General features: G+C 69.4%; 19 protein-coding genes. 7 read left to right on the forward strand and 12 right to left on the reverse strand.

Annotation, left to right across the window (positions count from 1 at the left end; all coding sequences use genetic code 11):
* Nucleotides 1-44: 44 nt before the first annotated feature.
* From mtrB to hpf, 4 genes are all read left to right on the forward strand, one after another.
* Complete coding sequence (gene mtrB / locus FB390_RS12445; RefSeq protein ID WP_246124282.1) at nt 45-1,946, forward strand: MtrAB system histidine kinase MtrB; 1,902 nt, start codon at nt 45-47, stop codon at nt 1,944-1,946.
* Nucleotides 1,943-3,748, forward strand: coding sequence for an MtrAB system accessory lipoprotein LpqB (lpqB, locus tag FB390_RS12450; RefSeq protein WP_141809092.1), 1,806 nt, complete (start codon nt 1,943-1,945; stop codon nt 3,746-3,748). Before mtrB ends, lpqB begins: the two co-directional genes overlap by 4 nt.
* A gap of 41 nt (nt 3,749-3,789) precedes the next feature.
* Nucleotides 3,790-4,452, forward strand: a complete 663-nt coding sequence (locus tag FB390_RS12455) for a ComF family protein (protein ID WP_141809093.1) — start codon at nt 3,790-3,792, stop codon at nt 4,450-4,452.
* 262 nt (nt 4,453-4,714) lie between these two features.
* The gene (gene hpf, locus FB390_RS12460; RefSeq protein ID WP_425465861.1) at nt 4,715-5,455 is read left to right on the forward strand and encodes a ribosome hibernation-promoting factor, HPF/YfiA family; all 741 of its coding nucleotides are present in this window, start codon (nt 4,715-4,717) and stop codon (nt 5,453-5,455) included.
* On the opposite strand, the gene FB390_RS12465 is transcribed toward hpf, so the two are convergent.
* From FB390_RS12465 to FB390_RS12480, 4 genes are all read right to left on the reverse strand, one after another.
* Nucleotides 5,442-6,611: an MAB_1171c family putative transporter gene (locus FB390_RS12465; RefSeq protein WP_141809095.1), complete on the reverse strand. Its 1,170-nt coding sequence runs from the start codon at nt 6,609-6,611 to the stop codon at nt 5,442-5,444. The genes hpf and FB390_RS12465 overlap by 14 nt on opposite strands.
* Complete coding sequence (locus FB390_RS12470) at nt 6,608-7,132, reverse strand: hypothetical protein (protein WP_246123988.1); 525 nt, start codon at nt 7,130-7,132, stop codon at nt 6,608-6,610. The genes FB390_RS12465 and FB390_RS12470 overlap by 4 nt, the downstream gene beginning before the upstream one ends.
* A 103-nt stretch (nt 7,133-7,235) precedes the next feature.
* Entirely contained in the window at nt 7,236-7,670 is a 435-nt protein-coding gene (locus tag FB390_RS12475; RefSeq protein ID WP_141809096.1) for a hypothetical protein, read from the reverse strand.
* A 10-nt stretch (nt 7,671-7,680) separates the two neighbouring features.
* On the reverse strand, nt 7,681-8,385 hold the full coding sequence (locus tag FB390_RS12480; protein ID WP_185757015.1) for a helix-turn-helix domain-containing protein: 705 nt from the start codon (nt 8,383-8,385) through the stop codon (nt 7,681-7,683).
* A 381-nt stretch (nt 8,386-8,766) separates the two neighbouring features.
* Here FB390_RS12480 and FB390_RS12485 point away from each other — a divergent pair, with 381 nt between their 5' ends.
* A complete protein-coding gene (locus FB390_RS12485; RefSeq protein ID WP_141809098.1) occupies nt 8,767-10,059 on the forward strand; it encodes an acetyl-CoA C-acyltransferase in 1,293 nt (430 codons plus the stop codon).
* A gap of 259 nt (nt 10,060-10,318) precedes the next feature.
* Here FB390_RS12485 and bluB read toward each other — a convergent pair whose 3' ends face one another.
* The 6 genes from bluB to FB390_RS12515 form a co-directional block, all read right to left on the reverse strand.
* Nucleotides 10,319-11,011 carry a 5,6-dimethylbenzimidazole synthase gene (gene bluB, locus FB390_RS12490; RefSeq protein WP_185757016.1) on the reverse strand — a complete coding sequence of 231 codons (693 nt, stop codon included), beginning with the start codon at nt 11,009-11,011 and terminating at the stop codon, nt 10,319-10,321.
* Nucleotides 11,012-11,074: 63 nt separating this feature from the next.
* Nucleotides 11,075-12,349, reverse strand: a complete 1,275-nt coding sequence (locus FB390_RS12495) for a fatty acid desaturase family protein (RefSeq protein ID WP_141809100.1) — start codon at nt 12,347-12,349, stop codon at nt 11,075-11,077.
* 100 nt (nt 12,350-12,449) lie between these two features.
* Nucleotides 12,450-13,889: a fatty acid desaturase gene (locus FB390_RS12500; protein WP_141809101.1), complete on the reverse strand. Its 1,440-nt coding sequence runs from the start codon at nt 13,887-13,889 to the stop codon at nt 12,450-12,452.
* A gap of 120 nt (nt 13,890-14,009) precedes the next feature.
* On the reverse strand, nt 14,010-15,146 hold the full coding sequence (locus FB390_RS12505; RefSeq protein ID WP_141809102.1) for a ferredoxin reductase: 1,137 nt from the start codon (nt 15,144-15,146) through the stop codon (nt 14,010-14,012).
* A gap of 106 nt (nt 15,147-15,252) precedes the next feature.
* Entirely contained in the window at nt 15,253-15,801 is a 549-nt protein-coding gene (locus tag FB390_RS12510; RefSeq protein ID WP_141811721.1) for a DUF6912 family protein, read from the reverse strand.
* Between the two features lie 13 nt (nt 15,802-15,814).
* Nucleotides 15,815-17,236, reverse strand: coding sequence for a WS/DGAT/MGAT family O-acyltransferase (locus FB390_RS12515; protein ID WP_141809103.1), 1,422 nt, complete (start codon nt 17,234-17,236; stop codon nt 15,815-15,817).
* 650 nt (nt 17,237-17,886) lie between these two features.
* Here FB390_RS12515 and secA point away from each other — a divergent pair.
* Nucleotides 17,887-20,733 carry a preprotein translocase subunit SecA gene (secA, locus tag FB390_RS12520; RefSeq protein WP_141809104.1) on the forward strand — a complete coding sequence of 949 codons (2,847 nt, stop codon included), beginning with the start codon at nt 17,887-17,889 and terminating at the stop codon, nt 20,731-20,733.
* 58 nt (nt 20,734-20,791) lie between these two features.
* Here the strand turns inward: secA and FB390_RS12525 are convergent, their stop codons facing one another.
* Complete coding sequence (locus FB390_RS12525; protein ID WP_246123989.1) at nt 20,792-21,382, reverse strand: DUF4352 domain-containing protein; 591 nt, start codon at nt 21,380-21,382, stop codon at nt 20,792-20,794.
* Between the two features lie 376 nt (nt 21,383-21,758).
* Between FB390_RS12525 and FB390_RS12530 the strand changes: the two genes are divergently transcribed.
* Nucleotides 21,759-22,136: a YybH family protein gene (locus FB390_RS12530; protein WP_141809105.1), complete on the forward strand. Its 378-nt coding sequence runs from the start codon at nt 21,759-21,761 to the stop codon at nt 22,134-22,136.
* A gap of 60 nt (nt 22,137-22,196) precedes the next feature.
* Here FB390_RS12530 and FB390_RS12535 read toward each other — a convergent pair whose 3' ends face one another.
* Entirely contained in the window at nt 22,197-22,952 is a 756-nt protein-coding gene (locus tag FB390_RS12535) for an aminoglycoside adenylyltransferase family protein (RefSeq protein ID WP_141809106.1), read from the reverse strand.
* Nucleotides 22,953-22,966 lie beyond the last annotated feature (14 nt).

Here is a 22,966-nt window from a genome sequence, read left to right on the forward strand (position 1 = left end):
CGGCGCGCGGGGCGCTGGCACGTCTCGAGCGTTCGCTCGCCCCGGTGGCCGCCTGGTTCAAGGAGGCGGGCACCGCGATCGGCCATGTCTGGCGCCGGTCGCTGCAGCTGCGCGTCATCGTCTCCACGCTGACGCTCTCGCTCATCGTGATCACCATCCTCGGCGTGGTGCTGACCAGTCGGATCACCGACCGGCTGTTGGACGCGAAGATCAACGCCGCCGTCGAGGAGATGGACCGTGCCCGCAACACGGTGGAGAGCCAGCTGGTCGGCGTCCAGGACGTCGGCACCCAGCAGCAGCGCCTCACCGACGCGCGCAACGCCCTGTCCAACCGCGGCGGGACCGGTCAATCCACCGGCGCCGCAGGGAGTTTCGACTCCGCGCTGAGCATGGTCGGCGGCACGCCGCAGCAGCCGATCTCGTCCGGCCCGATCACCGAGATACCGGAGGAACTGCGCCGGTTCGTCCAGCGCAACCAGGTCAGCTACCAGTTCGCCACGGTCGAGGACCCGGACGGCTACCAGGGGCGGGCGCTGATCATCGGCAGCCCGAGCGCCGAGGTGCCGACGCTGGAGATCTATCTGATCTTCCCGCTGGCCAACGAGGAGCGCAGCCTCGCGCTGATGCGCGGCACCATGATGATCGGCGGCTTGGTGCTGCTCGTCCTGCTCGCCGCGATCACCGCCCTGGTCACCAGGCAGGTCGTGCTGCCGATCCGGTCCGCGGCGCGGATCGCGAGCCGCTTCGCCGACGGTCGCCTCAAGGAGCGCATGCTGGTGCGCGGCGAGGACGACATGGCGCGGCTGGCGCAGGCGTTCAACGAAATGGCCGAGAGTCTGTCCAACCAGATCACCCAGCTCGAGGAGTTCGGCAATCTGCAGCGGCGGTTCACCTCGGACGTCAGCCACGAGCTGCGCACGCCGCTCACCACGGTGCGCATGGCCGCCGACCTGATCCACGGCAGCAGCGAGGATCTCGATCCCGCGCTGGCGCGCAGCGCCGAGCTGTTGGTCACCGAGCTGGACCGGTTCGAGGGTCTGCTCAACGACCTGTTGGAGATCAGCCGCCACGACGCGGGCGTCGCCGAACTCCAGGTGGAGTCGCTGGACGTGCGGATGTGCGCGAGGGCCGCGATCTCGACCGTGCGGCATCTGGCCAAGGAATCCGGCGTCGAGGTCGTCATCGACCTGCCGGAGGATCCGCTGGTCGCCGAGGTCGACCCGCGCCGCGTGGAACGGGTGCTGCGCAATCTGCTCGCCAACGCCATCGACCACAGCGAGGGCAAGCCGGTGCTGATCCGCATGCGCGGCGACAGCGACGCCAACGCCGTCGCCGTGGTGGTGCGCGACCAGGGCGTCGGCCTGCGACCCGGCGAGGAGAAGCTGGTCTTCAACCGGTTCTGGCGCTCCGATCCGTCGCGCATGCGCCGCTCCGGCGGCACCGGCCTCGGGCTGTCGATCAGCGTCGAGGACGCCAACCTGCACGAGGGCAGGCTGGACGCCTGGGGCGAGGTCGGCGTCGGCGCGAGCTTCCGCCTGACCCTGCCGCTGGTGCGCGGCCGCAAGATGGGCCCGAGTCCGCTGCCGCTGGAGCCCGGTCGCCGGACGGCGCCGCGGCCGTCCGATGCCGACACCGATACGCCGACGGTGCCGTTCCCGCAGTCGGCTCCCGGCGTGGTGGACCAACTCGGCGAGCCGGTCGGCACGAACGGGACGCCGTCGAGCGGTACGGCGAACGGCGTCGGCACGCGGGAAGCGGCGGAGAACCCCGCTCCCGGCGCGGCGGCGGCGAACGGTGTCGAAGAGCCGACCCGCGCGCACAATGGCGTCAGCGAGGCCGAGGAGGGGTCGCACGCGGCCGACACGGGAAGCTCGGGCGCGCAAGGGCCGGACGGGTCCGGCTCCGGCCGGGGGGTGCTCACCGAACGCGGAGACGTACAGTCATGAGAATGCTGGGTGCCAGATCGTCCCGACTGGCCGCGGTCGCGGTGCTCGTCACGGCGCTGCTGGCGATCGGCGGCTGCGCGAGCCTGCCGGAATCCTCGGCCCCGCAGGCGCTCGGCACGCTCAATCGCGAACCCACCTCCGACGGGCCGCCGCCGCCCATCCAGGGCCGCGATCCCGATCTGCTGTTGCGGGATTTCCTGCAGGCGACCGCCGACCCGGCGAACCGGCATCTGGCCGCCCGCCAGTACATGACGCCGTCGGCCTCGGCGCAGTGGGAGGACGGCGCGAGCACGACGATCGTCGAGAAGCCGGACACCCTGCGCGAATCGCGCACCGGTGACAAGGCCACCTACGTGATCCGCGCGCAGAAGGTCGGCGAGCTCGCTCCGGACGGCACCTATCGCGCGGTCGACGGCACGGTCGAGAACAAGATCGAGATGAGCCGGGTCGACGGCGAATGGCGCATCGACGAGCTGCCCGACGGCGTCGTGATGGACCGCACGGCGTTCAACAAGTCCTACCGTCGCAACGTGCTCTACTTCGTGGAGCCCGGCGGCGCCTCGGTCGTGCCCGATCTGCGCTGGATCTCGGTGTCCAAGAATCAGCTCACCCAGCGGCTGCTCACGCTGCTCACCGAGGGACCGCAGCCGGAGCTCGCCCCGGTCGTGCGCAACCAGCTCGCCCAGCCGGTCGCGCTGCGCGGTCCGATCACCAAGGCCAACGGCGATCCGGACGAGGTCGGTATCGGGCTCGGCGGCGTGCGCGTCGACTTCGCGGGCGCGGGCGGGTTGAGCCCGCGCGACCGTGAATTGCTGGCCGCACAGGTGGTGCTGACTTTGGCGGGCGCCGACATTCTCGGTCCGTACATGCTGCTCGCCGACGGCAAACCGCTCGACGACCGGTTCGCCGCCAACGGTTGGTCGGTCGCCGACGTGGAGCAGTTGAGCCCCGAGATGTTCGCCCAGAACCGGATCGGGCTGCACGCCCTGCGCGGCGGTGCGCTTGCTCAGGTGAACGAGCGCGGGGTGGTGAACGCGCCCGGCTACTTCGGGACGGTGAACAACCTGCAGTCGGTGGCTCTCTCGCCCGACGGGCAGTTGGTCGCCGGTGTCGCCGCCAATGGGCGACCGGCGCCCGAGCCGCCGCGCACGCTGATGATCGGCACCTACGGCGGCAACGCCTTTCCGGTCGCCGAGGGCACCACGATCAGCAGGCCGTCCTGGACCGCCGACGGTAGTGCCGCCTGGGCCGTCATCGACGGGGAACGGGTGATCCGCGCCGTCAACGACCGCGGCACCGGCAACGTCTCGGTGCAGGAGGTGGACACCTCGGCGTTGACGGGGTCGTCGTCCGGGCCCAACTTCCGCGGTCCCATCTCCGAATTGCGCATCTCCCGCACCGGCGTGCGTGCCGCGCTCATCGCCGACGGCAAGGTGTACGTCGCGGTGGTGGAACGACGGCCGGACGGCAAGTACGCGCTCACCTCGCCGCTGCCGCTGGCCGTCGATCTGAGCACCCGCGCGCTCGCGCTGGACTGGCTTGGCGGCGAAGCGCTCATCGTCGCGCGCGAGGGCAACATCAATCCGGTGCTGACCGTCACCATCGACGGTTCCGAGCAGTACCCGTTGACCTCGCAGAACCTCACGGCCCCCGTCCGGGTGGTGGCCGCCTCGCCGACGACGCAGTACGTGGCGGACTCGCGCGGCGTGCTCGAGCTGACCAACAACCAGACGAGCGAACTGCGCTATTGGACCGAGATCCCCGGCCTCGGATCCGACACCGCGCCGGTGCTGCCCGGCTGATCCACCCGCCGAATGTCGGTGGGCGGGTGCAGACTTCGCCCATGGGAGCCGCCGAACACCTCGTCGCCCTGTTGGACTTGGCGCTGCCCGCCTCGTGCGCGGGCTGCGGTGCGGTGGGTGCCGGATGGTGCGCGGATTGCGCGGCGGCGCTGACGGGCGGTCCGACGCGGGTGCGTCCGCGCGCCGATCCGGGCGTCCCGTGCTGGGCGCTCGCGCCGTACGCCGGTGCGGCGCGCCGCGCGGTGCTCGCCGCCAAGGAACGCGGCCGCCGCGATCTGGCCGCGCCGCTCGGACTGGCCATGGCCCGCGGTCTCGCCCGATTGCGAACGCCCGATCGCGTGTTGGTGTTGGTGCCCGCGCCGAGCCGGGGCGCGTCCGCGCGGCGCCGCGGCGGGGATCCGGCGCTGCGGACGGCGTGCGCGGCGGCGGGGTGGCTACCGGATTGCCGGGTGGTGCCGATGTTGCGGGTGTGGTGGGGTGTGCGCGATTCGGTGGGATTGACACCCGGTGAGCGCCAACACAATCTGCACGGCAGGATCTCGGTGCGGCGTGGGCCTCTGGCGGGCCTGCGCAGTGTACAGAACACCGAGGTAGTCGTGGTCGACGACGTGCTGACGACCGGCGCGACAGCCCGCGAATCGGTGCGTGCGCTACGCGGGGCCGGAGTCGAAACAAATGCCGTCCTGGTGACGTGTTCTGCTTGACTCCGGGAAATTTGCGTGAACACTGGCGGACCGCCCGTTGGCGTACTACCGTCGCGATCACACACCCGAACCGAGAGTTTGGAGGTGGCGCCTCGGACAACTTCGTGTCGTGCGAATCCCCGGTGTGAGCCAAGCCCGAAGGCGTCAGCCTGTCTGACAACGAACGGCTCTCGCGCACCCCTCGACCTCCGGATTCCGCTCGGCACGGCTCAATCCCGCCGCACGGGAAATCGGTCCGTGCGGCCAGATCCGGGAGGTACGCGTGACGACTTCTTCACGTCCTTCAGTGAAAGACGCAGATCCTTCGGTGCTGGATGCCGGCACCATGGATGCGACAGAGCAACCCGCAGCGGACCAACCACGGGCCACTCGCGCCGACATCGTGGTGAAAGGCCGCAACGTCGTGGTTCCCGATCATTATCGAATTTATGTCGCGGACAAACTCTCCCGTCTGGAACGTTTCGATCCCACGATCTTCCTATTCGACGTCGAGCTGTTCCACGAACGCAACCGTCGTCAGCGCAAAGCCTGCCAGCGCGTCGAGATCACCGCGCGCGGCAAGGGCCCGGTCGTCCGGGCGGAGGCTTGCGCGGACAGCTTCTACGCCGCCTTCGAGTCGGTGACCGCCAAGCTGGAGAGCCGAATGCGCCGCATCAAGGACCGGCGCCGGGTCCACCACGGGGAGAAGACCCCCGTCTCGGTCGCCGAGGCCACGGCCGACTTGGTCGACGATTCGCTGTTCACCCTTACGGGCGAATCCGCCACGGCGCACGCGCATCCCGGTGAGCGCGCCGAGGAGGCGGAGCCCGAGTACGAGGCCGGTCCTGGCCACATCGTGCGCACCAAAGTGCACGACGCGACACCGATGACGGTCGACGACGCCCTGTACCAGATGGAGCTCGTCGGCCACGACTTCTTCCTCTTCCAGGACAAAGAGACCGACCGACCGTCGGTTGTCTATCGGCGTCACGCCTTCGATTACGGTCTGATCAGGCTCGCATAGCCAAACGTCGAAAAAGGCCGGCCGACGCCTCCTCGGGCGTCGGCCGGCTGGTCTCCGCGGCAACCCGCGCTCGCGGCCACACACGTGCCAGTTCCAGCAGCTGGCGCAGTTCGGAATCGAGGTCGCGGGACGCGGGCGTGACGGCCCTCGCTGCCGCGTTGGCGGGGCCTCGTCCTTCGGCCTTGGCGCGTATCCCGTGCGCGATCCGCCGCGCGTAGCGCTCCGTCGGGCTCACTGCGGCGGGCATCGGAAGATCATGGGGCGCATACCTGTTCAGGTGCAGCAGGGCGTCGCGGATCTCCACCGTCATCCGGATCAGCCGGACCTCGGGCTCGTCGCGCCCGGTCGCCGGGAGGTCGAGGACGATCTCCGGCACCGCGCGCGTCACGTCCGTCCACAGCGGACGCAGTCGCCGGCAGTAGCGCCCGGAACGATCCCAGCCCGCGCGCGTCACCAGCACGCCGAGCAGCGGCACCGCCAGCACCGCGGCGCTGACCACGATGACGGTGAAGTTCGGCCACGCCCAGCGGATCAGGTCCGGATCCTCGATGCGCACGGCGTCGCCGAGAATCCCGCCGAAGAGCAGCGCCGAGAACGGCAGACTGCACGCGCCCGCCGCCAACGCCGCCAGCAGCGAGCCGTAGACCAGCCGCTCCCGCCGCGTGGCGTCCTGGCGAGCGAGTTCGTGCCACAGGGCGCTCGCCATCACCCGGCCGCAGCCGATCGCGGGCAGGCAGAACGCCAGCGCCGAGATCGCCGACCACATCCCCGGCGTCTGGCCGAGCAGTGTCCCTTCGTGCCGTGCGGGTGTGCCGACGACCAGGATGACGACGGCGCAGGCGGCGGCGATCAGGTGGTAGCGGCGCTGCCGTCGCCGCGCCCCCGACGGGTCCGCGCCCGCCCACAGCATGGCCGCGCCGTAGGCGCTCATGATCGCGAAGAGCATGCAGCCCATGGAGAGTTGGTGCATGAGGCTGCCGAATCGCGGCGCGATCCCGCGCTCCAGCAGCACCATCCCCACCGCCGACCACGCCAGCGCCCGGTTCAGCAGCCGGTCGGTGGTGGTCCGGTGCAGCAGCGCCCACCTGCCGATGGCCACCAGGACGACGAATCCGATCAGCGGCGCCGCGATCACCCCCGGTATGGGGGAGTTCACCTGCGACGGTCGCGGAAGAACGTCCGGTGCAGCAGGGAGTCGCGGCGCGGCGGGCGCATCGCCTGCAGCATCACCATGTCGGCGAACGTCTCGGCGTCGCGTTCCCGGCTCGTGCCGTAGTCGGTGCGGCCGAGCACGTGCGCGATGGATTCCGGTGCGATGGAGGGCAGCAGCTCGGCGACGGCCGCGAGGGTGTGCGCGGTCTGGTCGCTCGGTGACGGCTCCGCTTCCGGGCCGTGTCCGAGCAGCATGTGCCCGAGCTCGTGGGCGATGATGTGCTCGGCGTGCCATTCGGTGGTGTCGGCGCCGTAGACGATCACATCGCTGTCCCGCTTGGCGATCCACAATCCGCTGCCGGTGCCGCAGCCCGCGCCGGCGAGCACCGCGGTGTCCACCGGCTGCAAGGTGATCGGGCGGTCACGGAACTCGGCGACGGTATCGAGATAGGTGGTCAGATTCCACGGGTGCGGTATCGGTACGTGCCGGGAAAGCTCCCGGAACCGGGTGTCCATACCGGCCATGCGATGCGATCTCCTACAGCAGTTCCGCGGTCCCGCCCCGTGTAGCTGAGAATGGTACCCAGGGCGGCGCACCGCGGGCGACCCGCGGGCCGCCGACGCGAGGTCAGTGCGAGGGGGCGCCCGATTCGGCGGAATCCTCGGCGCCGCGGATCAATTGGGCCAGCATCGCCCGGTCCACGTCGGAGCCGCGCAGCGCGATACTGGCGACGTTGGCGTCGCGCATGGTGGCCAGCAGTTCGAGCTCCCTGTCGATGCTGGCGGCGGCCTGCCCGGTGGTGGTCAGATAGCGCGGCGCGACGCCGAAGCAACTGGCGATCGCCGCGAGGATCTCGAATTCGACCGCGGCGCCGTCGCGTTCGTCGTCGAAGCGGCCGTCGCGCAGCTCTTCGAGGTAGCTGGCCGCCACCGCGCGGTCCAGCTGGTCGCTGACCTGTTCGGCGACGGACTCGGTGCTGCGTTCCGGCGCCGAGCGCGGGTGCATCACCGCGAAGAGTCGGTTGATCTTGTGGCTCAGCGGCAGGTGCGCGGCCTCGGTCATGTCGATCACCTCAGTGCTTGCCGTTGCGATTCGGCGCGGTCGTGCTGTTGGCGGCCAACCACCTGGCCCGGAACTGGGCCTCGGTCGCGGCGCCCACGTTCTCGGAGCGACCGGCGAGCCAGCGCCGGTAGCGGCGCTCCTCGAGCTCGGTCGCGTCGTCGGCTTCGGCGGGGACCTCGAGCAGGTGCGAGAACGCCATCTCCACCAGCGGGTGCAGCTGGCGGCCCGGTCCGCCGTTGCGTTCCAGCATGACGGTGGCGTAGCGGGCGGAGAGCCGGGACACCACCCGGTTCAGGTCCGAGATCGCCTCGACCACAGCGGGTTCGGAGGTCTGGCCGCGCTCCACGGCGTCGGTCAGCCTGCCGGTCGCGGCGAGCAGGCCGGTGAGGTCGGAGACGTCGAAACGGATCGACGTGGGGCCCGCGACGATCGACTCGTCGGTGGCGGGTTCGCCCGGCCCGGCCTCCCGCACGGCGGGCGCGCCGCCCGCGTAGGTGCGCGCCGCGCTGCCCGGCAGCCAGCGCAGCGGCGCGTCCAGCTTGTTGAGCGTGTGGGTGCTGATCGCGGCGTCGCCGTCCTCGATCTTTCGGATCGTCGGCGCGGAAGGCCCACCCAGATCGCCGATCTGCAACTGGGTGAGGCCGAGCTCGTCTCGGCGTTCCTTGATGATCCGGCCGAAGCGCTTCTGCCGCGACAGCTCCGAAGGGCTTCTCATAGTGGGCCTCATAGTAGGCCGGACCCGTCGGTAATGACAACTTCATAGAAAAGATTTGAAAAATTGGTCGAAAGAACGCTACTGTTCTTTCTGCGTCGGATGCGTGGTGCCGACCACATGAAGCGGTTCCGGGACGAGCAGGGGCGTTCGACGGGACGGGCGCCCCGGCCTGCAGCGCAACGGCGCGCCGCAGGCCGGCTCAGCGGCATCTGGAGGGGATCGCTGAGCCGCCTGCGGCTGCCCGCCCCGGCGGGACCGCATCGTCGGGAGCGAAAGCCTGCCCGCCCGGTGGGGTGCGGGGAGGCGCTTTCCCGTGCGCGCGTGGACCAGAAACTTACTTCAGAGTAAGTTTGTGGTGTACGTCTCTGGAAAGGAATTCGCATGGCTTCCGACGCCGCTCGCCGTGCCGTCATCGTGTCCGGCGCCCGCACCCCGTTCGTGCGCGCGTTCACCGACTTCACCCGGATGGACTCCATCGCGCTGGCCGACGCCGCCGTGCGCGGCCTGCTGGAGCGCACCGGGCTGCCCGGCGCCCAAGTGCAGGCCATCGTGTGGGGCGGGGTGATCCTGCCGAGCGCCGCGCCCAACATCGCCAGGGAGATCGCGCTCGATCTGCGCCTCGATCCCGGCTGCGAGGGCTACACAGTCACCAGGGCGTGCGCGTCCGGTCTGCAGGCGGTGACCTCCGCGGCGGCCGCGATCGAACGCGGCGAGTACGACATCATGATCGCCGGCGGCAGCGATTCCACCAGCAACGCCGAGGTGAAACTGCCGCAGAAGCTGGTGCACGCGGGCGCGCCGCTGGCGCTCGGCAAGCCGAAGGTGAAGGACTACCTCTCCGCCGCAGCGCAATTGGCGCCGTTCACCGACATCCTGCCGAGCAGGCCGAAGATCGCCGAACGCACCACCGGCGAGGTGATGGGGGAGTCGGCCGAGAAGATGGCGCGCATCCACGGCATCGGCCGGGCCGAACAGGACGAGTTCGCGGCCCGCTCGCACCAGCGCGCCGCGGCGGCCATTGCCTCCGGACGCTTCGACGACGAGGTGCTGCGGGTGCGCACGCCGGAGGGCGTGGACATCGAGCGCGACGGGCTGGTCCGCGCCGACACCAGCGTCGAGAAGCTGGCCAAGCTGAAGCCGGTGTTCGCCAAGGAGGGCACCGTCACCGCGGGCAACGCCAGCCCGCTCACCGACGGCGCCTCGGCGGTGCTGCTGATGAGCGAGCAGAAGGCCCGCGAGCTCGGGTACCGTCCGCTCGCCGCGTTCCGCTCTTGGAGCTACATCAGCGTCGATCCCACCGATCAGGTGCTCATCGGCCCCGCCATCTCCATGCCGCGCGCGCTCGACAAGGCCGGAATGTCGTTGTCCGACATCGACTTCGTCGACATCCACGAAGCCTTCGCCGCCCAAACCCTCTCGGTGCTGAGCGCGCTCGCCAGTGACGAATGGGCCAAGACTCGGCTGGACCGGGACACGGCCGTCGGCACCGTGGACATCGACAAACTCAACGTGCACGGCGGCTCCGTCTCCCTCGGCCACCCCTTCGGCGCCACCGGAGCCCGCATGGTCACCACGATGGCGAACGAACTCGCCCGCACCGGCAAGAACACCGCCCTCCTCGGCATCTGCGCCGCGGGCGGCATCGGCGCCTCGGCGGTACTCGAGCGAGTCTGATCCCGGCCGTCGCCGGTGCGGATCCCCTTGGGCCGCACCGGCGATGCTCCGCCATCGCCGTCCGCCTGTCGCCGGGCGTGCTGGCCGTCCGGGTCATCGGGCGCTCGAGCGCGATCTCCAAGGATCGCGAGCCCTCGCCGGCGACCGCCGCGACGGCGACGCGCGGTACGGCAAGCGATGAGCCGTTCCGATCACAACGCCTGGCCGGAGTCTCGGGCGGGATATGGGGTGCTCCGCGACTCGGGTCGCGTGCGATTCGTCAGGGCGCGGCGGTCTCCACCGCTGCGCTGTCCGTCGGCGGTTCGGAGGCAAAACCGGTCCCGCCGAAGGTTTCCCGGTGGACCGCTTCGGACAGGGGGCGGCCGGTGCGCCAGCCGAAGCGCTGGAGGTCTGGGATCGTTTGGAATTCGTGCACCGGGCCGACGCAGAGCCAGGCGACGGGCTGGATGCCGGGTGGCAGGCCGACCAGGTCGGCGAGGAACGCCGGGTCGTAGAAGGACACCCAGCCCACGCCGATGCCCTCGGCGGTGGCGGCGAGCCACAGGTTCTGGATCGCGAGAACCGCGGAGTAGACGCCGGTTTCGGGGATGGTCGCGCGGCCGAGCACCTGTGGTCCGCCGCGGCCGTGGTCGTAGCTGACGACGACGCCGGTGCCGCTCTCCACGATGCCCTCGATCTTGATCGGCTCGAAAGTCGCCGCGCGCTCGGGCGGTAGCGCGTCCCGGAACTCCACACGCTTGCCCGCCACATGATCGGCGAACCGGCCCAGCGTGCCGGGCTCACGCACCACCACGAAATCCCACGGCTGCGAATTGCCCACGCTCGGCGCCCGGTGCGCGGCATCCAGAATCCGCCACAGCGTCTCCTCGTCGACGGGCTCCCCGGTGAATTCGGCGCGCACGTCGCGGCGCAACCGAATGGCCTCGTAGACACTCAGGCGATCAGCACTCACCGGCCCAGTCAACCAAAACGGACCGGCGGGTCCACCCGCCGGTCCGCTGTGCTCGAGATCCGCCTACTTCGCGAGCTGGAGCGCGCGCTCCGACCGGGCCGCGCGACGGGCGATGCGCCGCTTGCCCTCGGCGAGCGCGGTACGCAACCCGCGGCGCTTGCCGGTGACCGGGTCGAAGGTACTGACCGCGTTGCCGCCGAACTTGCGCTCGGAGGCGGTCTCCGGGGCGTCGTCGGCGGTGTGGCGCAGGTACTTGTTCGGCAGCGCGAGCTTGAGGATGGTGCGCCACGCCTTGAAGTACTGCACCGGAAGCGATCCCGTGGTGTAGGGCAGGTCGTACTTGTCGCACAGCGCCCGCACCCGGACCGCGATGTCGGCGTAGCGGTTGCTCGGCAGATCCGGGAACAGGTGGTGTTCGATCTGGTGGCTGAGGTTGCCGGTCATGAAGTGCATGACCGGGCCGCCGGAGATGTTGGCGCTGCCGAGCATCTGGCGCAGGTACCACTCGGCCTGGGTCTCGCCGTCGATGTCGGCCTTGGTGAACTTCTCCGCGCCGTCGGGGAAGTGGCCGCAGAAGATCACCGCGTTGGACCACACGTTGCGAATCATGTTGGCGGCCAGGTTCGCGGTGAGTGTGGAGAAGAACAGCGGGCCGGTCAGCGCGGGGAAGACCACGTAGTCCTTGAGCGCCTGCTTACCGACCTTGTTCAGCACCTCGCTGCGCTTGCGCTCGAACTCGGCGCGCTCGGGACTGCCGGGCTTGTATCGGCCCGCGGCCAGCTTGCCGAGCTCCAGGTGCTGAATCGCCACGCCGTACTCGAAGAACAGCTGCAGCAGCAGGTTGTAGACCGGGTTGCCGAGGTTGAACGGCTTCCAGCGCTGGTCGCGGGTGACCCGCAGCAGGCCGTAGCCGATGTCGTCGTCCATGCCGAGGACGTTGGTGTACTTGTGGTGCAGGTAGTTGTGGGTGTGCTTCCAGTGCTTGGACGGGCCGGTGTTGTCCCACTCCCACGAGCTGGAGTGGATCTCCGGATCGTTCATCCAGTCCCACTGCCCGTGCATGACGTTGTGCCCGATCTCCATGTTCTCGATGATCTTGGCGGTGCCGAGCAGGGCGACGCCGGCGAGCCAGGCGGGCGGAAGGAAACCGGCGAACAGGACCGCGCGCCCGCTGATCTCCAGCGCGCGCTGCAGCCTGATGACATTGCGAATGTATCGCGCGTCCGATTCACCGCGCGAGGATTCGATTTCCCGCCGGATCGCGTCGAATTCCGCGCCCAACGCCTCCACATCCGCGGCGGTGAGGTGCGCGTATTCCTTGACATCCGAGATCGCCATGAGGGTTACAGTACCGTAAGTTACGACACCGTAGGTTGCGGGGATTCGAGTCTCTACCGTGGCAAATCTCGCATTGCGAACCTGACGGCCGGATGTTATATCAGGCGCGCCGCAAGCGCACGCGGAATCCCTTTTCCCGCACGGTCTTCCGGCGCAGCGCGGCCTGTTCGACGCGCGCCTTCTCCTGGAGGGCGATCTTGGCCTCGCGCAGCAGTTCCTTCTCCTGCCGTGCTTTCTCCTTCAGCGCCCGCTTGGCCTCGCGCAACACCTCTTTCTCGTGCCGCGCCTTCTCCTCCAGCACGACTTTGGCCTCGTGCAGCGCCGAGCGCAGACCGCGCCGCTGCCCGGTCTCGGGATCGGTCAGCAGCCAGTTGTTGTCGGCCCAGCGCTCGGTGTTCGGCAGCGTGATGCCCGCGAACTTGCGCTCCGAGGAGGTCTCCGGCGCGTCGTCGGCGGTGCGCTTGAGGAACCGGTCCGGCAGCGCCAGCTTGTGGATGGTGCGGAAGGCGAGCAGGTACTGCTTGCCCAGCGAGCCGGTCGTGTAGGGCAGGTCGTACTTGTCGCAGAGTTCGCGGACCCGCGCGGCGATCTCCGGGTACCGGTTGCTCGGCAGGTCGGGGAACAGGTGGTGCTCGATCTGGTAGCAGAGATTGCCGCTCATGAAGGCCATCGCGGGCCCGGCCTTGAAGTTGGCGCTACCGAGCATCTGGCGTAGGTACCACTCGGCCTGCGTCTCGTCCTCGAGCTGCTCGATGGTGAATTTCTCGGCGCCGTCGGGGAAGTGGCCGCAGAAGATCACGGCGTAGGCCCAGAGGTTGCGCACCAGGTTGGCGGTGGCGTTGGCCTTCAGCGTCGACTTCCAGGCCGGTCCGGTCAGCGCGGGGTAGAGCAGGAAGTCCTTGCTCACCTGGCGCGCGATCTTGCGGGCGAACTCCCGGTTCGGCGCCGACAGCAGCTCCGACTTCGGGGTGCCCGTCAGTTCCTTCTCGATAGCCCAGTCGTGCAGCGCGATGCCCCACTCGAAGGTGGCGGCCAGCAGCAGGTTGGCCAGCGGCTGCACCAGGTGGATCGGGCGCCACTGTTCGTCGCGGGTCATCCGCAGGATGCCGAAGCCGAGGTCCTCGTCCTTGCCGAGGACGTTGGTGTAGGTGTGGTGGGAGTAGTTGTGCGCGCGCCGCCACTGCGACGACGGACCCGTCTGGTCCCACTCCCAGGTGCTGGAGTGGATCTCCGGATCGTTCATCCAGTCCCACTGCCCGTGGCTGATGTTGTGCCCGAGCTCCATGTTCTCGATGATCTTGGCGACCGAGAGCAGCGCCGTGCCCGCGAGCCAAGCCCAGCGGTTGCGGCTGCCGAAGAGCACCGCGCGCCCGGCGACCTCGAGGCCGCGCTGGGCCGCGATGGTGCGGCGGATGTACTTCGCGTCGCGTTCGCCGCGGGAGAGTTCGACGGAACGCCGGATGGTGTCGAGCTCCTGCCCCAGGGTCTCGATATCGGCGGCCGTGAGGTGGGAGAACGTCTGGATATCGGTGATGGCCACCGGAGTCCCTTCTCTGCTCGACTGATGGGGTCGAGGGTACCCGTGTCTCAGGCGGTATCGGTGCGGTCCGCGAGGGAGCGCCGCGTGGTCACGCCGCGCGGCCTCCGCCGAACCGGCCGATCACACGTCCAGTGTGCAGTCGCCCGCGGCCGCCGAGATGCAGGTCTGCACCTTGTCGCCCTCGCGGCGCTCATCGCCGTTGCGCAGGTCCCGTGCGTGTCCGGAACTCAAGGTCACCACACAGGTCTGGCAGATGCCCATCCGGCAGCCGAACGGCATCTGAACCCCAACCGACTCGCCCGCCTCGAGCAGGCTGGTCGCGCCGTCGACCTCGACGCTGCGGCCGCTCTTGCCGAAGCTGACGGTGCCGCCCTCGCCGATCGCCGAGCGCTCGATCTCGAACCGCTCCACGTGCAGCCGCTCGGCGAGACCCGCCGCGCGCCAGTGCTGTTCGATCTCGTCCAGCATGGCGGCGGGACCGCAGGCCCAGGTGTCGCGCTCCCGCCAGTCGGGGAACTTCGCGTCCAGATCGGCGAGCGCGAACTTGCCCTGTTCGCCGGTCAGGTGCAGGTGCGACTGGAAGCTCGGGTGCCGGTCGTGCAGCGCGCGCAGCTCGTCGCCGAACATCACGTCCTCGGCGGTGCGCGCTGAATGCAGGTGCACCACGTCGGAGACCAGACCGCGGCGGTCCATCGCGCGCAGCATCGACATCACCGGCGTGATGCCGCTGCCCGCGGTGAGGAACAGCACCTTGGCGGGCGGCGGATAGGGCAGCACGAACCCGCCCTGCGGCGCCTGCAACCGGACGATCGTGCCCGGCTTGACGCCGCCGACGATGTGGCTGGACAGGAAGCCCTCCGGCATCGCCTTCACGGCGATGGAAATGAGCCGCTTGCCGCCGTGCTCGGGGGCATTCCAGTCCGGCGGGCACGTCAACGAGTAGGACCGCCAGTGCCAGCGCCCGTCCACCAGCAGGCCGATGCCGATGTACTGGCCCGGCTGGAACTTGAAGTCGAAGCCCCAGCCCGGCTTGATCACCAGGGTCGCCGAATCCGCGGTCTCCTTGCGCACGTCGACGATCCGGCCGCGCAGCTCGCGCGCGGACCACAGCGGGTTGGCCAGGTGCAGGTAGTCGTCGGGCAGCAGTGGCGTGGTCACCCGGGCGACGGCCCCGCGCAACACGTTGAGCCGACCACCGCGCTCGGCGACGCTCGCCGCGGGCGCTTCGAGCCAGTCGCGGACATTCTTGAAGACCATCGGTGCCGTTTCGTCTTTCTGTCGAGTGGCGACCGCCGTCAGGGTCGCTCCCGGCTAGGTTACGGCATCGTAGGTTAGCGGGCAGCTCCGACCACGACCCGGCGCCTCAGAGCAGGTCGAGCAGGAACGGCAGCTCCTGCGCCGCGTACCAGGCGAGCTGGTGGTCCTCGGCGTCGCCGAGCACGAACTCCGCGTCCGGGTCGCCGAGATCGGCCGCGTCGACCACGTCCACCGCCTTGGCCACCTCGGGCTCGGCCTCGGCCAGGTCGACGTGGATCGAGGCGATCCGGTCGTAGGCGATCGGGCCGGCGAGCTTGACCACCGCGTCGTCGAGGTCGGGACGGAGCTTGGCGCCCGCGACGTCCGCGGCGATCACCGCCCTCCGGTACACCGGACCGCCGGACGGGCGCGCGGCCGCGGGTTCGCCGTCCTCGATGTCCTCGACGACGGCATCGCGCTCGGCGGCGAGCAGGCGCAGCGAGGCCCGGGCGGCCTCGGCCATGGCCACCTCGGCCAGCTCCTCGTCGTCGCCGGAGGCGTAGGCCTCGCGCAGCGCCGGGGTGACCGCGAACGCGGTGCCGCCGATCGGGAACAGCTCCCGCTCGGCGACCAGCTCGCGCAGCATCGGCACCGTCGCGGGCACGTACACCCGCATGGTGTTCTTCTGATCAGACGCAGGCACCGAGCATCTCCTCCATGGACTCGTGCACCGCGGCGGCCAGCACCTCGATGTCGGCCATCGCGTCGCGGTCGGCGTTGAGCCCGTAGAAGACGCGTCCGTCGTAGGACGTGATCCCGATGCTCGAGGCCTGATTGCGCAGCAGCGGCGACACCGGATACATCTCCAGCATCCGCGCGCCGCCGATGTACATCGGCGTCTGCGGACCCGGCGCGTTGGTGATCACCAAGTTGAACGTGTGCTCTGCGAACGTACTCGCCGCCCGCACGCTCATCGCATGCAGGCTGGCCGGAGCGAACCCGGCCATGTGCACCAGCGTGCGCGCCCGCACCCCGCGCCGGCCCCTGCTGTTGGCCTCGGTGGCGTGCGCGATGTGCGAGAGCCGGATCACCGGATTGGGCTCGCCGACCGGCAGATCCAACAGGAACGAGGACACCTCGCTCGCGGGCTCCAGCCGATCGTGGTCCGGTCCCTCGACGTACACCGACATGGGCACCACCGCGCGCAGCGTGGTCGACTCGATCAGCGCCTCGCCGCGCGAGAGCAGCCAGTTGCGCAGCGCGCCGGTGACCACGGCGAGGATCGCGTCGTTGGTCGAGCAGCCGAAGCGCTGACGGATCTTGCGGTAGTCACCGAGGTCGGTGCGTACCACGTCGAAGCGGCGGCTGCGCGAGGTTCGCGCGTTGAGCGGGCTGTCCGGCGCGCCGATGGCGGCGGTGCGCACCGCCGAGACGACCGAGTCGACAGCGCGGCCCGCGGCGCCGATCATCGCGAAGGCGTCGGCGCTCGCGTCCCGCGCCACCTCCAGCGCCTCGCGCGGCTGGGCCGCCAGATGGGTGAGCGCGCCGACCAGCAGCTCCACATCGGTGGGTTCGCGCGGCGCGACCCAGGAGTCGTCGGCGAGACCGCGCGGCGAGGGGCTGTTGTCCAGGATGACGTGTCCGATCTCCAGCGCGCTCGCGCCGTCGACCAGCGCCGAGTGAGTCTTGGTGAAGATCGCGCAGCGGTCCTCGGTGAGCCCCTCGATCAGATACATCTCCCACAGCGGCTTGCTCTGGTCGAGCGGCCGCGAGGCCAGCCGCGCGACCAGGTCGTGCAGCTGATCGTCGGTGCCCGGACTCGGCAGTGCGGAGCGGCGGATGTGATAGGTGATGTCGAAGCGGCTGTCCTCCACCCACACCGGCCTGCCCAGGGCGAATGGAATCTCGCGCACCTTGCGCCGGTAGCGCGGGACCAGCGCGAGTCTGCTCTCCACGAGGTCGACCAGGCGGTCGTAGTCGAGGGCCGCTTCGCCGTCGAGCCGGCCTTCGTCGGTGTTGCGGACGATCGCGAGCGAGCCGATGTGGATCGGATTGCTGCTCGACTCGAGCCGATAGAACGCCGCGTCCTGCGGCGTCAAACGCGTGATCACGCTGCCCGGTGCTCCTTCCGATGCCGTGTCCCCGCCTCATTGTCGTTCGTCACAACTGAATTGTCGTTCGTCACAACTGAAAGGTGGTGGATCCTGTGGCATATCCAGCGAAATCGGTCCATATCTTTACCCGTGGCCGCCCGCGTGGCAGGGTTGTCCGCTTCGCTCGAGTGGTGGGACTGCACAGTCGACGACCGTCGCTTTCGCTCGCTCCGCATCGGGGGATCACGAGCCGCACTGCCCTTGCCTGTCCCGCGTGCCGAGGTGTTGCGGGAGCGTTCGGTCCGATCGCACGCCGCCGACGGCGCGCCGGACGTCTGCCATCGTATGGCACCGGCGTTCGAAGCGGTTCGGCTCCAGCGTGATTCACCCGAGGTTCGCCAGGGGGACCGGCGCGACGACACGGTCGGTCGCGCCGAAGCCCAGGTCCGAGGCCGCTGCGGGCGTCGCGCGCGACGCGAGGCGAGTACGGTGAGAAGCGATGCCACGCGGCCGCCGCGGCGATGCCGGGCGACGTGATACGACGCTGGTCACCCGCGCTCCGCATGGTTGCGGCATTACCATGAGGGGTGCTGCGGCTTCCGCCGTGTCCGGCGGAGGTTGTGGGGGCCGAAACATTTGACACACCGACCAGAGGACTGACGAGACCCGTGCCTGCGCTGACACTGACGAGGTTGCTACGGATTGGTGAGGGTCGCACCGTCAAGCGGCTCGCTCATCTCGCCGACGAGGTCCTCGCGCTCGACGCGGAGTACGAGCAGCTCACCGACGCCGAGCTGCGCGCGAAGACCGACGAGTTCAAGCAGCGCTACGCCGACGGCGAGAGCCTCGACGACCTGCTGCTCGAGGCGTTCGCGGTGGCGCGGGAGGCGTCCTGGCGGGTGCTCAACCAGAAGCACTACAAGGTCCAGGTGATGGGCGGCGCCGCGCTGCACCTCGGCAACATCGCCGAGATGAAGACCGGTGAGGGCAAGACCCTGACCTGTGTGCTTCCCGCGTACCTGAACGCGCTGTCCGGCGAGGGCGTGCACGTCGTCACGGTCAACGACTACCTGGCCAAGCGCGACGCGGAGTGGATGGGCCGCGTGCACCGTTTCCTCGGGCTCGAGGTCGGCGTCATCCTCGGCGGCATGAGCCCGGCCCAGCGCCGCGCCGCCTACAACTCCGACATCACCTACGGCACCAACAACGAGTTCGGCTTCGACTACCTGCGCGACAACATGACGCACTCGCTGGACGACCTGGTCCAGCGCGGGCACAACTTCGCCGTGGTCGACGAGGTCGACTCCATCCTCATCGACGAGGCCCGTACGCCGCTGATCATCTCGGGTCCGGCCGACGCCTCCTCGAAGTGGTACGCCGAGTTCGCGCGCATCGCGCCGCTGCTGAAGAAGGACCTGCACTACGAGGTCGACATCAAGAAGCGCACCATCGGCGTGCACGAGGCGGGCGTCGAGTTCGTCGAGGACCAGCTCGGCATCGACAACCTGTACGAGGCCGCCAACTCGCCGCTGGTCAGCTACCTGAACAACGCCATCAAGGCCAAGGAGCTCTACCAGCGCGACAAGGACTACATCGTCCGCGACGGCGAGGTCATCATCGTCGACGAGTTCACCGGACGCATCCTGGTCGGCCGCCGCTACAACGAGGGCATGCACCAGGCGATCGAGGCCAAGGAAGGCGTGGAGATCCAGCCGGAGAACCAGACGCTGGCCACCATCACGCTGCAGAACTACTTCCGCCTCTACGACAAGCTCTCCGGCATGACCGGTACCGCCGAGACCGAGGCGGCCGAGCTGCACCAGATCTACGGCCTCGGCGTCGTGCCGATCCCGACGAACAAGCCGATGGTGCGCGCCGACCAGTCGGACCTGATCTACAAGACCGAAGAGGCCAAGTTCGCCGCCGTGGTCGACGACGTCACCGAGCGGCACGAGAAGGGCCAGCCGGTGCTGATCGGCACCACCAGCGTCGAGCGCTCGGAGTACCTGTCCAAGCAGTTCACCAGGCGCGGCATCCCGCACAACGTGCTGAACGCGAAGTTCCACGAGAAGGAAGCCGAGATCATCGCCGAGGCCGGTCGGCCGGGCGCGGTCACGGTCGCCACCAACATGGCAGGCCGCGGTACCGACATCGTGCTCGGCGGCAACCCGGACATCATCGCCGACATCCTGCTGCGCAAGCAGGGCCTCGACCCGGTCGAGACGCAGGAGGAGTACGAGGCCGCCTGGCATCCGACCCTCGAGCAGGTCAAGCAGCAGACCGAGGCGGACGCCGAGGCGGTCCGCGACGCCGGTGGTCTGTACGTGCTCGGCACCGAGCGCCACGAGTCCCGGCGTATCGACAACCAGCTGCGCGGTCGCTCCGGCCGCCAGGGTGATCCCGGCGAGTCCCGCTTCTACCTGTCGCTGGGTGACGAGTTGATGCGGCGCTTCAACGGCGCGGCGCTCGAGGCGATCATGACCCGGCTCAACCTGCCCGACGACGTGCCGATCGAGGCGAAGATGGTCTCCAAGGCCATCAAGAGCGCGCAGACCCAGGTCGAGCAGCAGAACTTCGAGATCCGCAAGAACGTCCTCAAGTACGACGAGGTGATGAACCAGCAGCGCACCGTCATCTACGGCGAGCGCAACCGGATCCTGCGCGGTGAGGACATGGAGGGCCAGGTCCAGAACATGATCACCGACGTGATCACCGCGTACGTCGACGGCGCCACCGCCGAGGGCTACGTCGAGGACTGGGATCTGGACAAGCTGTGGACCGCGCTGAAGACCCTCTACCCGGTCGGCGTGGACTACAAGGAGCTGACCGGTGAGACCGGCGTCGGCGAGGCGGGCGACCTGACCCGCGACGAGCTGCTCGACGCCCTGCTCGACGACGCGCACGACGCCTACGAGAAGCGCGAGCAGGAGATCGACGGCTTGGCGGGCGAGGGTTCCATGCGGAATCTCGAACGGCAGGTGCTGCTTTCGGTGCTGGACCGCAAGTGGCGCGAGCACCTCTACGAGATGGACTACCTCAAGGAGGGCATCGGCCTGCGCGCCATGGCGCAGCGGGATCCGCTGGTCGAATACCAGCGCGAGGGCTTCGACATGTTCGCCGCGATGCTCGACGGCCTGAAGGAGGAGTCGGTCGGCTTCCTGTTCAACCTCCAGGTCGAGGTTCAGCAGCCGCAGCCCGCGGGCGTCGCCGTCGACCCGGGCCTGCGTTCCCCGGTCGGCGCCATGTCCGGCGCTCCGGCCCCGCTGCCCACCCAGCAGGCCGCCCCCGCCGCCAACGGCGCCCCGGCCGCCCTGCGCGCCAAGGGCATCGACGAGCGCACCACCCGCGGCTTCAGCTACTCGGGCCCCGGCGAGCGCGGCGGCGCCGAAGTCCACAGCGACGCCGAGGAGTACGGCTCCGACTCCGGCGCCCACGCCACCCGCCGGGAGCGTCGCGAAGCGGCGCGCGCCGAGAGCAAGGGCAAGCGCGGCCCGAAGTCGCGTCGTCGGCACTGACAGGTCGAACACCGAAGGCGCCCAGGGTTTTCCTGGGCGCCTTCGGCGTTTCTGGGGTCTAGCGGAGGGCGACGCGGGCGCCGCCGGAGAAGGCCGAGTCGTGGAATTCGATGGCGGTGGGGGTGGTGCCCTTCGGGACGTCGAAGGCGAGGACGACGGAAATCCTGTTGCCGGGGTTGATTTCGGTGACGAGGTTCTTGTTGAGGTTCACTTCGGCCGCGGTGTCGTTGCTGTAGAGGCGGCCTTGGGCGTCGACGAGTTTCTGGTTGTCGCCGAAGTAGGTCTGCGGTTGGTCGCCGGTGTTGCTGACGTCGACGTGCACCAGGATGAATTCGCCCTGGGCGTCCTTCTTCAGGAATTGGTTGTCGCCGACGGAGGCGACCGGCGGTTCGACGCGCGTGACGACGAAACCGAATTTGCCGTCGCGGACCTCGGAACCCGCGGGGGAGACGGAGGTTTGTTTCTCCGCGCTCTCGGCGACTTCGTCGGCCGCGCTGCTCAACAGCGCGACGCATCCGCCGAACAACAGCAGCACGAACGCGCAGAACCCGCCGAGCACCCATGGCCATACCGCCCGCTTCTTCGGCGGCGGCGGGTAGTGCGGATTCGTGCCGGGCCACGACTGTTGCGGCATCTGCGGATTGGTCATGCCGGTATTCCTTTCTCGACTGCGGGGCGAGCGCGGTGCTGGGACTGCCGCACGCGACAGCACGGAAATGCGCGGCGGTTCGATGGCGTGCCGTCGGAAGCGACGGTTCGCGCCGGGCGGCCCGTGGTTTAACCGAAGCCCCCCGGTGGAAGTCTGGACGTTAGCGGAAAGCGCTGGACCGAGGGCATTTTCGGGCAGCTGTTAGGGGCCCGTTCGGCGGCTGCCCTGATCATGGTCTGGACACGCCGTCGGCGGCGGGACGCCGTTTCGGTGACAGCTCGGGAAACCAGGTGGCTGCCAGGGAATTTCTCGAGAGCGCAGATCAGAGCGGTCCAGTTCACGGGAGTTGTCCGATCGGAGGAGTACCGTCCGGACTATGGATCGCGATGCTGTTCGCGCATGGGTGGCGGCCTACGAACGGGCTTGGCGCACACCGGGCACCGACGCACTCGCCGAGCTGTTCGCCGACGATGCCGTCTACGTGGTGTCCCCGTGGGCGGCCCCGATTGTCGGGCGGGCCGCTCTCGCCGAGTTCTGGGAAGCGGGCCGGGACGGTGCCGACGAGCCGTTCACCATGACCTCCGATCTCGTCGCGGTGGAGGACGACACCGCAGTGGTCAGGGTGGAGGTCGAATACGAGCGCGACGATCCCGCCCGCTGGCGCGACCTGTGGATCGTCCGCTTCGACGATTCCGGCCGTTGCGTCCAGTTCGAGGAGTGGCCGTTCGCGCCGGGGCAACCCGACGGTCACTGACCACATCAGCGCCGACGAGCGGGTCGGTTCAGAGCCGAACGGCTGTCGCGGCCGCGCGATTCACGCGCTGTACTGGAGTATCTCGCCGGCGAGGGCGGCGGCGGTGTCGTGCGCCTGCGGCAGGCGGTCGGCCCATGTGTCGGCGGCGTCGCCCAGGTAGACGGCGCGGGCGTGGGCGAGTGCGGGGCGGAGTTCGTCGGGGAGGCGGTCGATGGCCCAGCTCGCGGCCTCGGATTTGGCGCGAATCTCGCCGGTTTCCAACGTCATCCAGGTGCGGGCCAGGCGGAGCAGGACGTTGCGGGTATCGCTGTCGAGTTCGGTGAGCAAGTCGGGGATGTCGTCGAGCAGCGCGCCGCGCAGATGCTCCGCCGGGACGGGGTCGAGGAGTTCGGCGGGCGGCGGGCCGAGCAACGGGGAGTCGGCCTGAAGGGTCATGGTGATCAAGACGGCGAGGTCGGCGTCCGGCGCGGCGACGGGCAGCACGCCGCGCACGTAGTCGTCGCGCAGCCATTCGCCGTACTGGAAATCCAGGGTCGGCGGATACTGCCACGGCCGGACGTCGGTCTGCGCGACAGTGCTGAGTTCGACGGGCCGCGGCGCACCGGAGACACGCGGATCGCCCGAAACGGCAAGCAATCCATCGACCAACGCGCGTCGCTGCTCGGTCTCCAGATGACCATCGGTGACCACCAGAACATCGATATCGCTGTGCGGCCGCAATCCGCCCAGCGCCGCCGAACCGTGGCGGTAGGCGCCGAGCAACCGGGGCCCGAGCGTGGCGCGGAGCAGATCGGCGACGGCGGCTTCCTGAGTCACCCGCTCCACTGTAG

Origin of the sequence: Nocardia bhagyanarayanae (genome assembly GCF_006716565.1) — a bacterium.
Taxonomy (GTDB): Bacteria; Actinomycetota; Actinomycetes; order Mycobacteriales; family Mycobacteriaceae; genus Nocardia; species Nocardia bhagyanarayanae.

What these genes read in the sequence shown, in the direction of transcription:
- lpqB (WP_141809092.1), top strand. Translation starts at nt 1,943, where the DNA reads ATGAGAATGCTGGGTGCCAGATCGTCCCGACTGGCCGCGGTCGCGGTG.
- FB390_RS12455 (WP_141809093.1), top strand. Translation starts at nt 3,790, where the DNA reads ATGGGAGCCGCCGAACACCTCGTCGCCCTGTTGGACTTGGCGCTGCCC.
- FB390_RS12470 (WP_246123988.1), bottom strand. Translation starts at nt 7,132, where the DNA reads ATGGCCGGTATGGACACCCGGTTCCGGGAGCTTTCCCGGCACGTACCG.
- FB390_RS12475 (WP_141809096.1), bottom strand. Translation starts at nt 7,670, where the DNA reads ATGACCGAGGCCGCGCACCTGCCGCTGAGCCACAAGATCAACCGACTC.
- FB390_RS12480 (WP_185757015.1), bottom strand. Translation starts at nt 8,385, where the DNA reads ATGAGAAGCCCTTCGGAGCTGTCGCGGCAGAAGCGCTTCGGCCGGATC.
- FB390_RS12485 (WP_141809098.1), top strand. Translation starts at nt 8,767, where the DNA reads ATGGCTTCCGACGCCGCTCGCCGTGCCGTCATCGTGTCCGGCGCCCGC.
- FB390_RS12495 (WP_141809100.1), bottom strand. Translation starts at nt 12,349, where the DNA reads ATGGCGATCTCGGATGTCAAGGAATACGCGCACCTCACCGCCGCGGAT.
- FB390_RS12505 (WP_141809102.1), bottom strand. Translation starts at nt 15,146, where the DNA reads ATGGTCTTCAAGAATGTCCGCGACTGGCTCGAAGCGCCCGCGGCGAGC.
- FB390_RS12510 (WP_141811721.1), bottom strand. Translation starts at nt 15,801, where the DNA reads ATGCGGGTGTACGTGCCCGCGACGGTGCCGATGCTGCGCGAGCTGGTC.
- FB390_RS12525 (WP_246123989.1), bottom strand. Translation starts at nt 21,382, where the DNA reads ATGACCAATCCGCAGATGCCGCAACAGTCGTGGCCCGGCACGAATCCG.
- FB390_RS12530 (WP_141809105.1), top strand. Translation starts at nt 21,759, where the DNA reads ATGGATCGCGATGCTGTTCGCGCATGGGTGGCGGCCTACGAACGGGCT.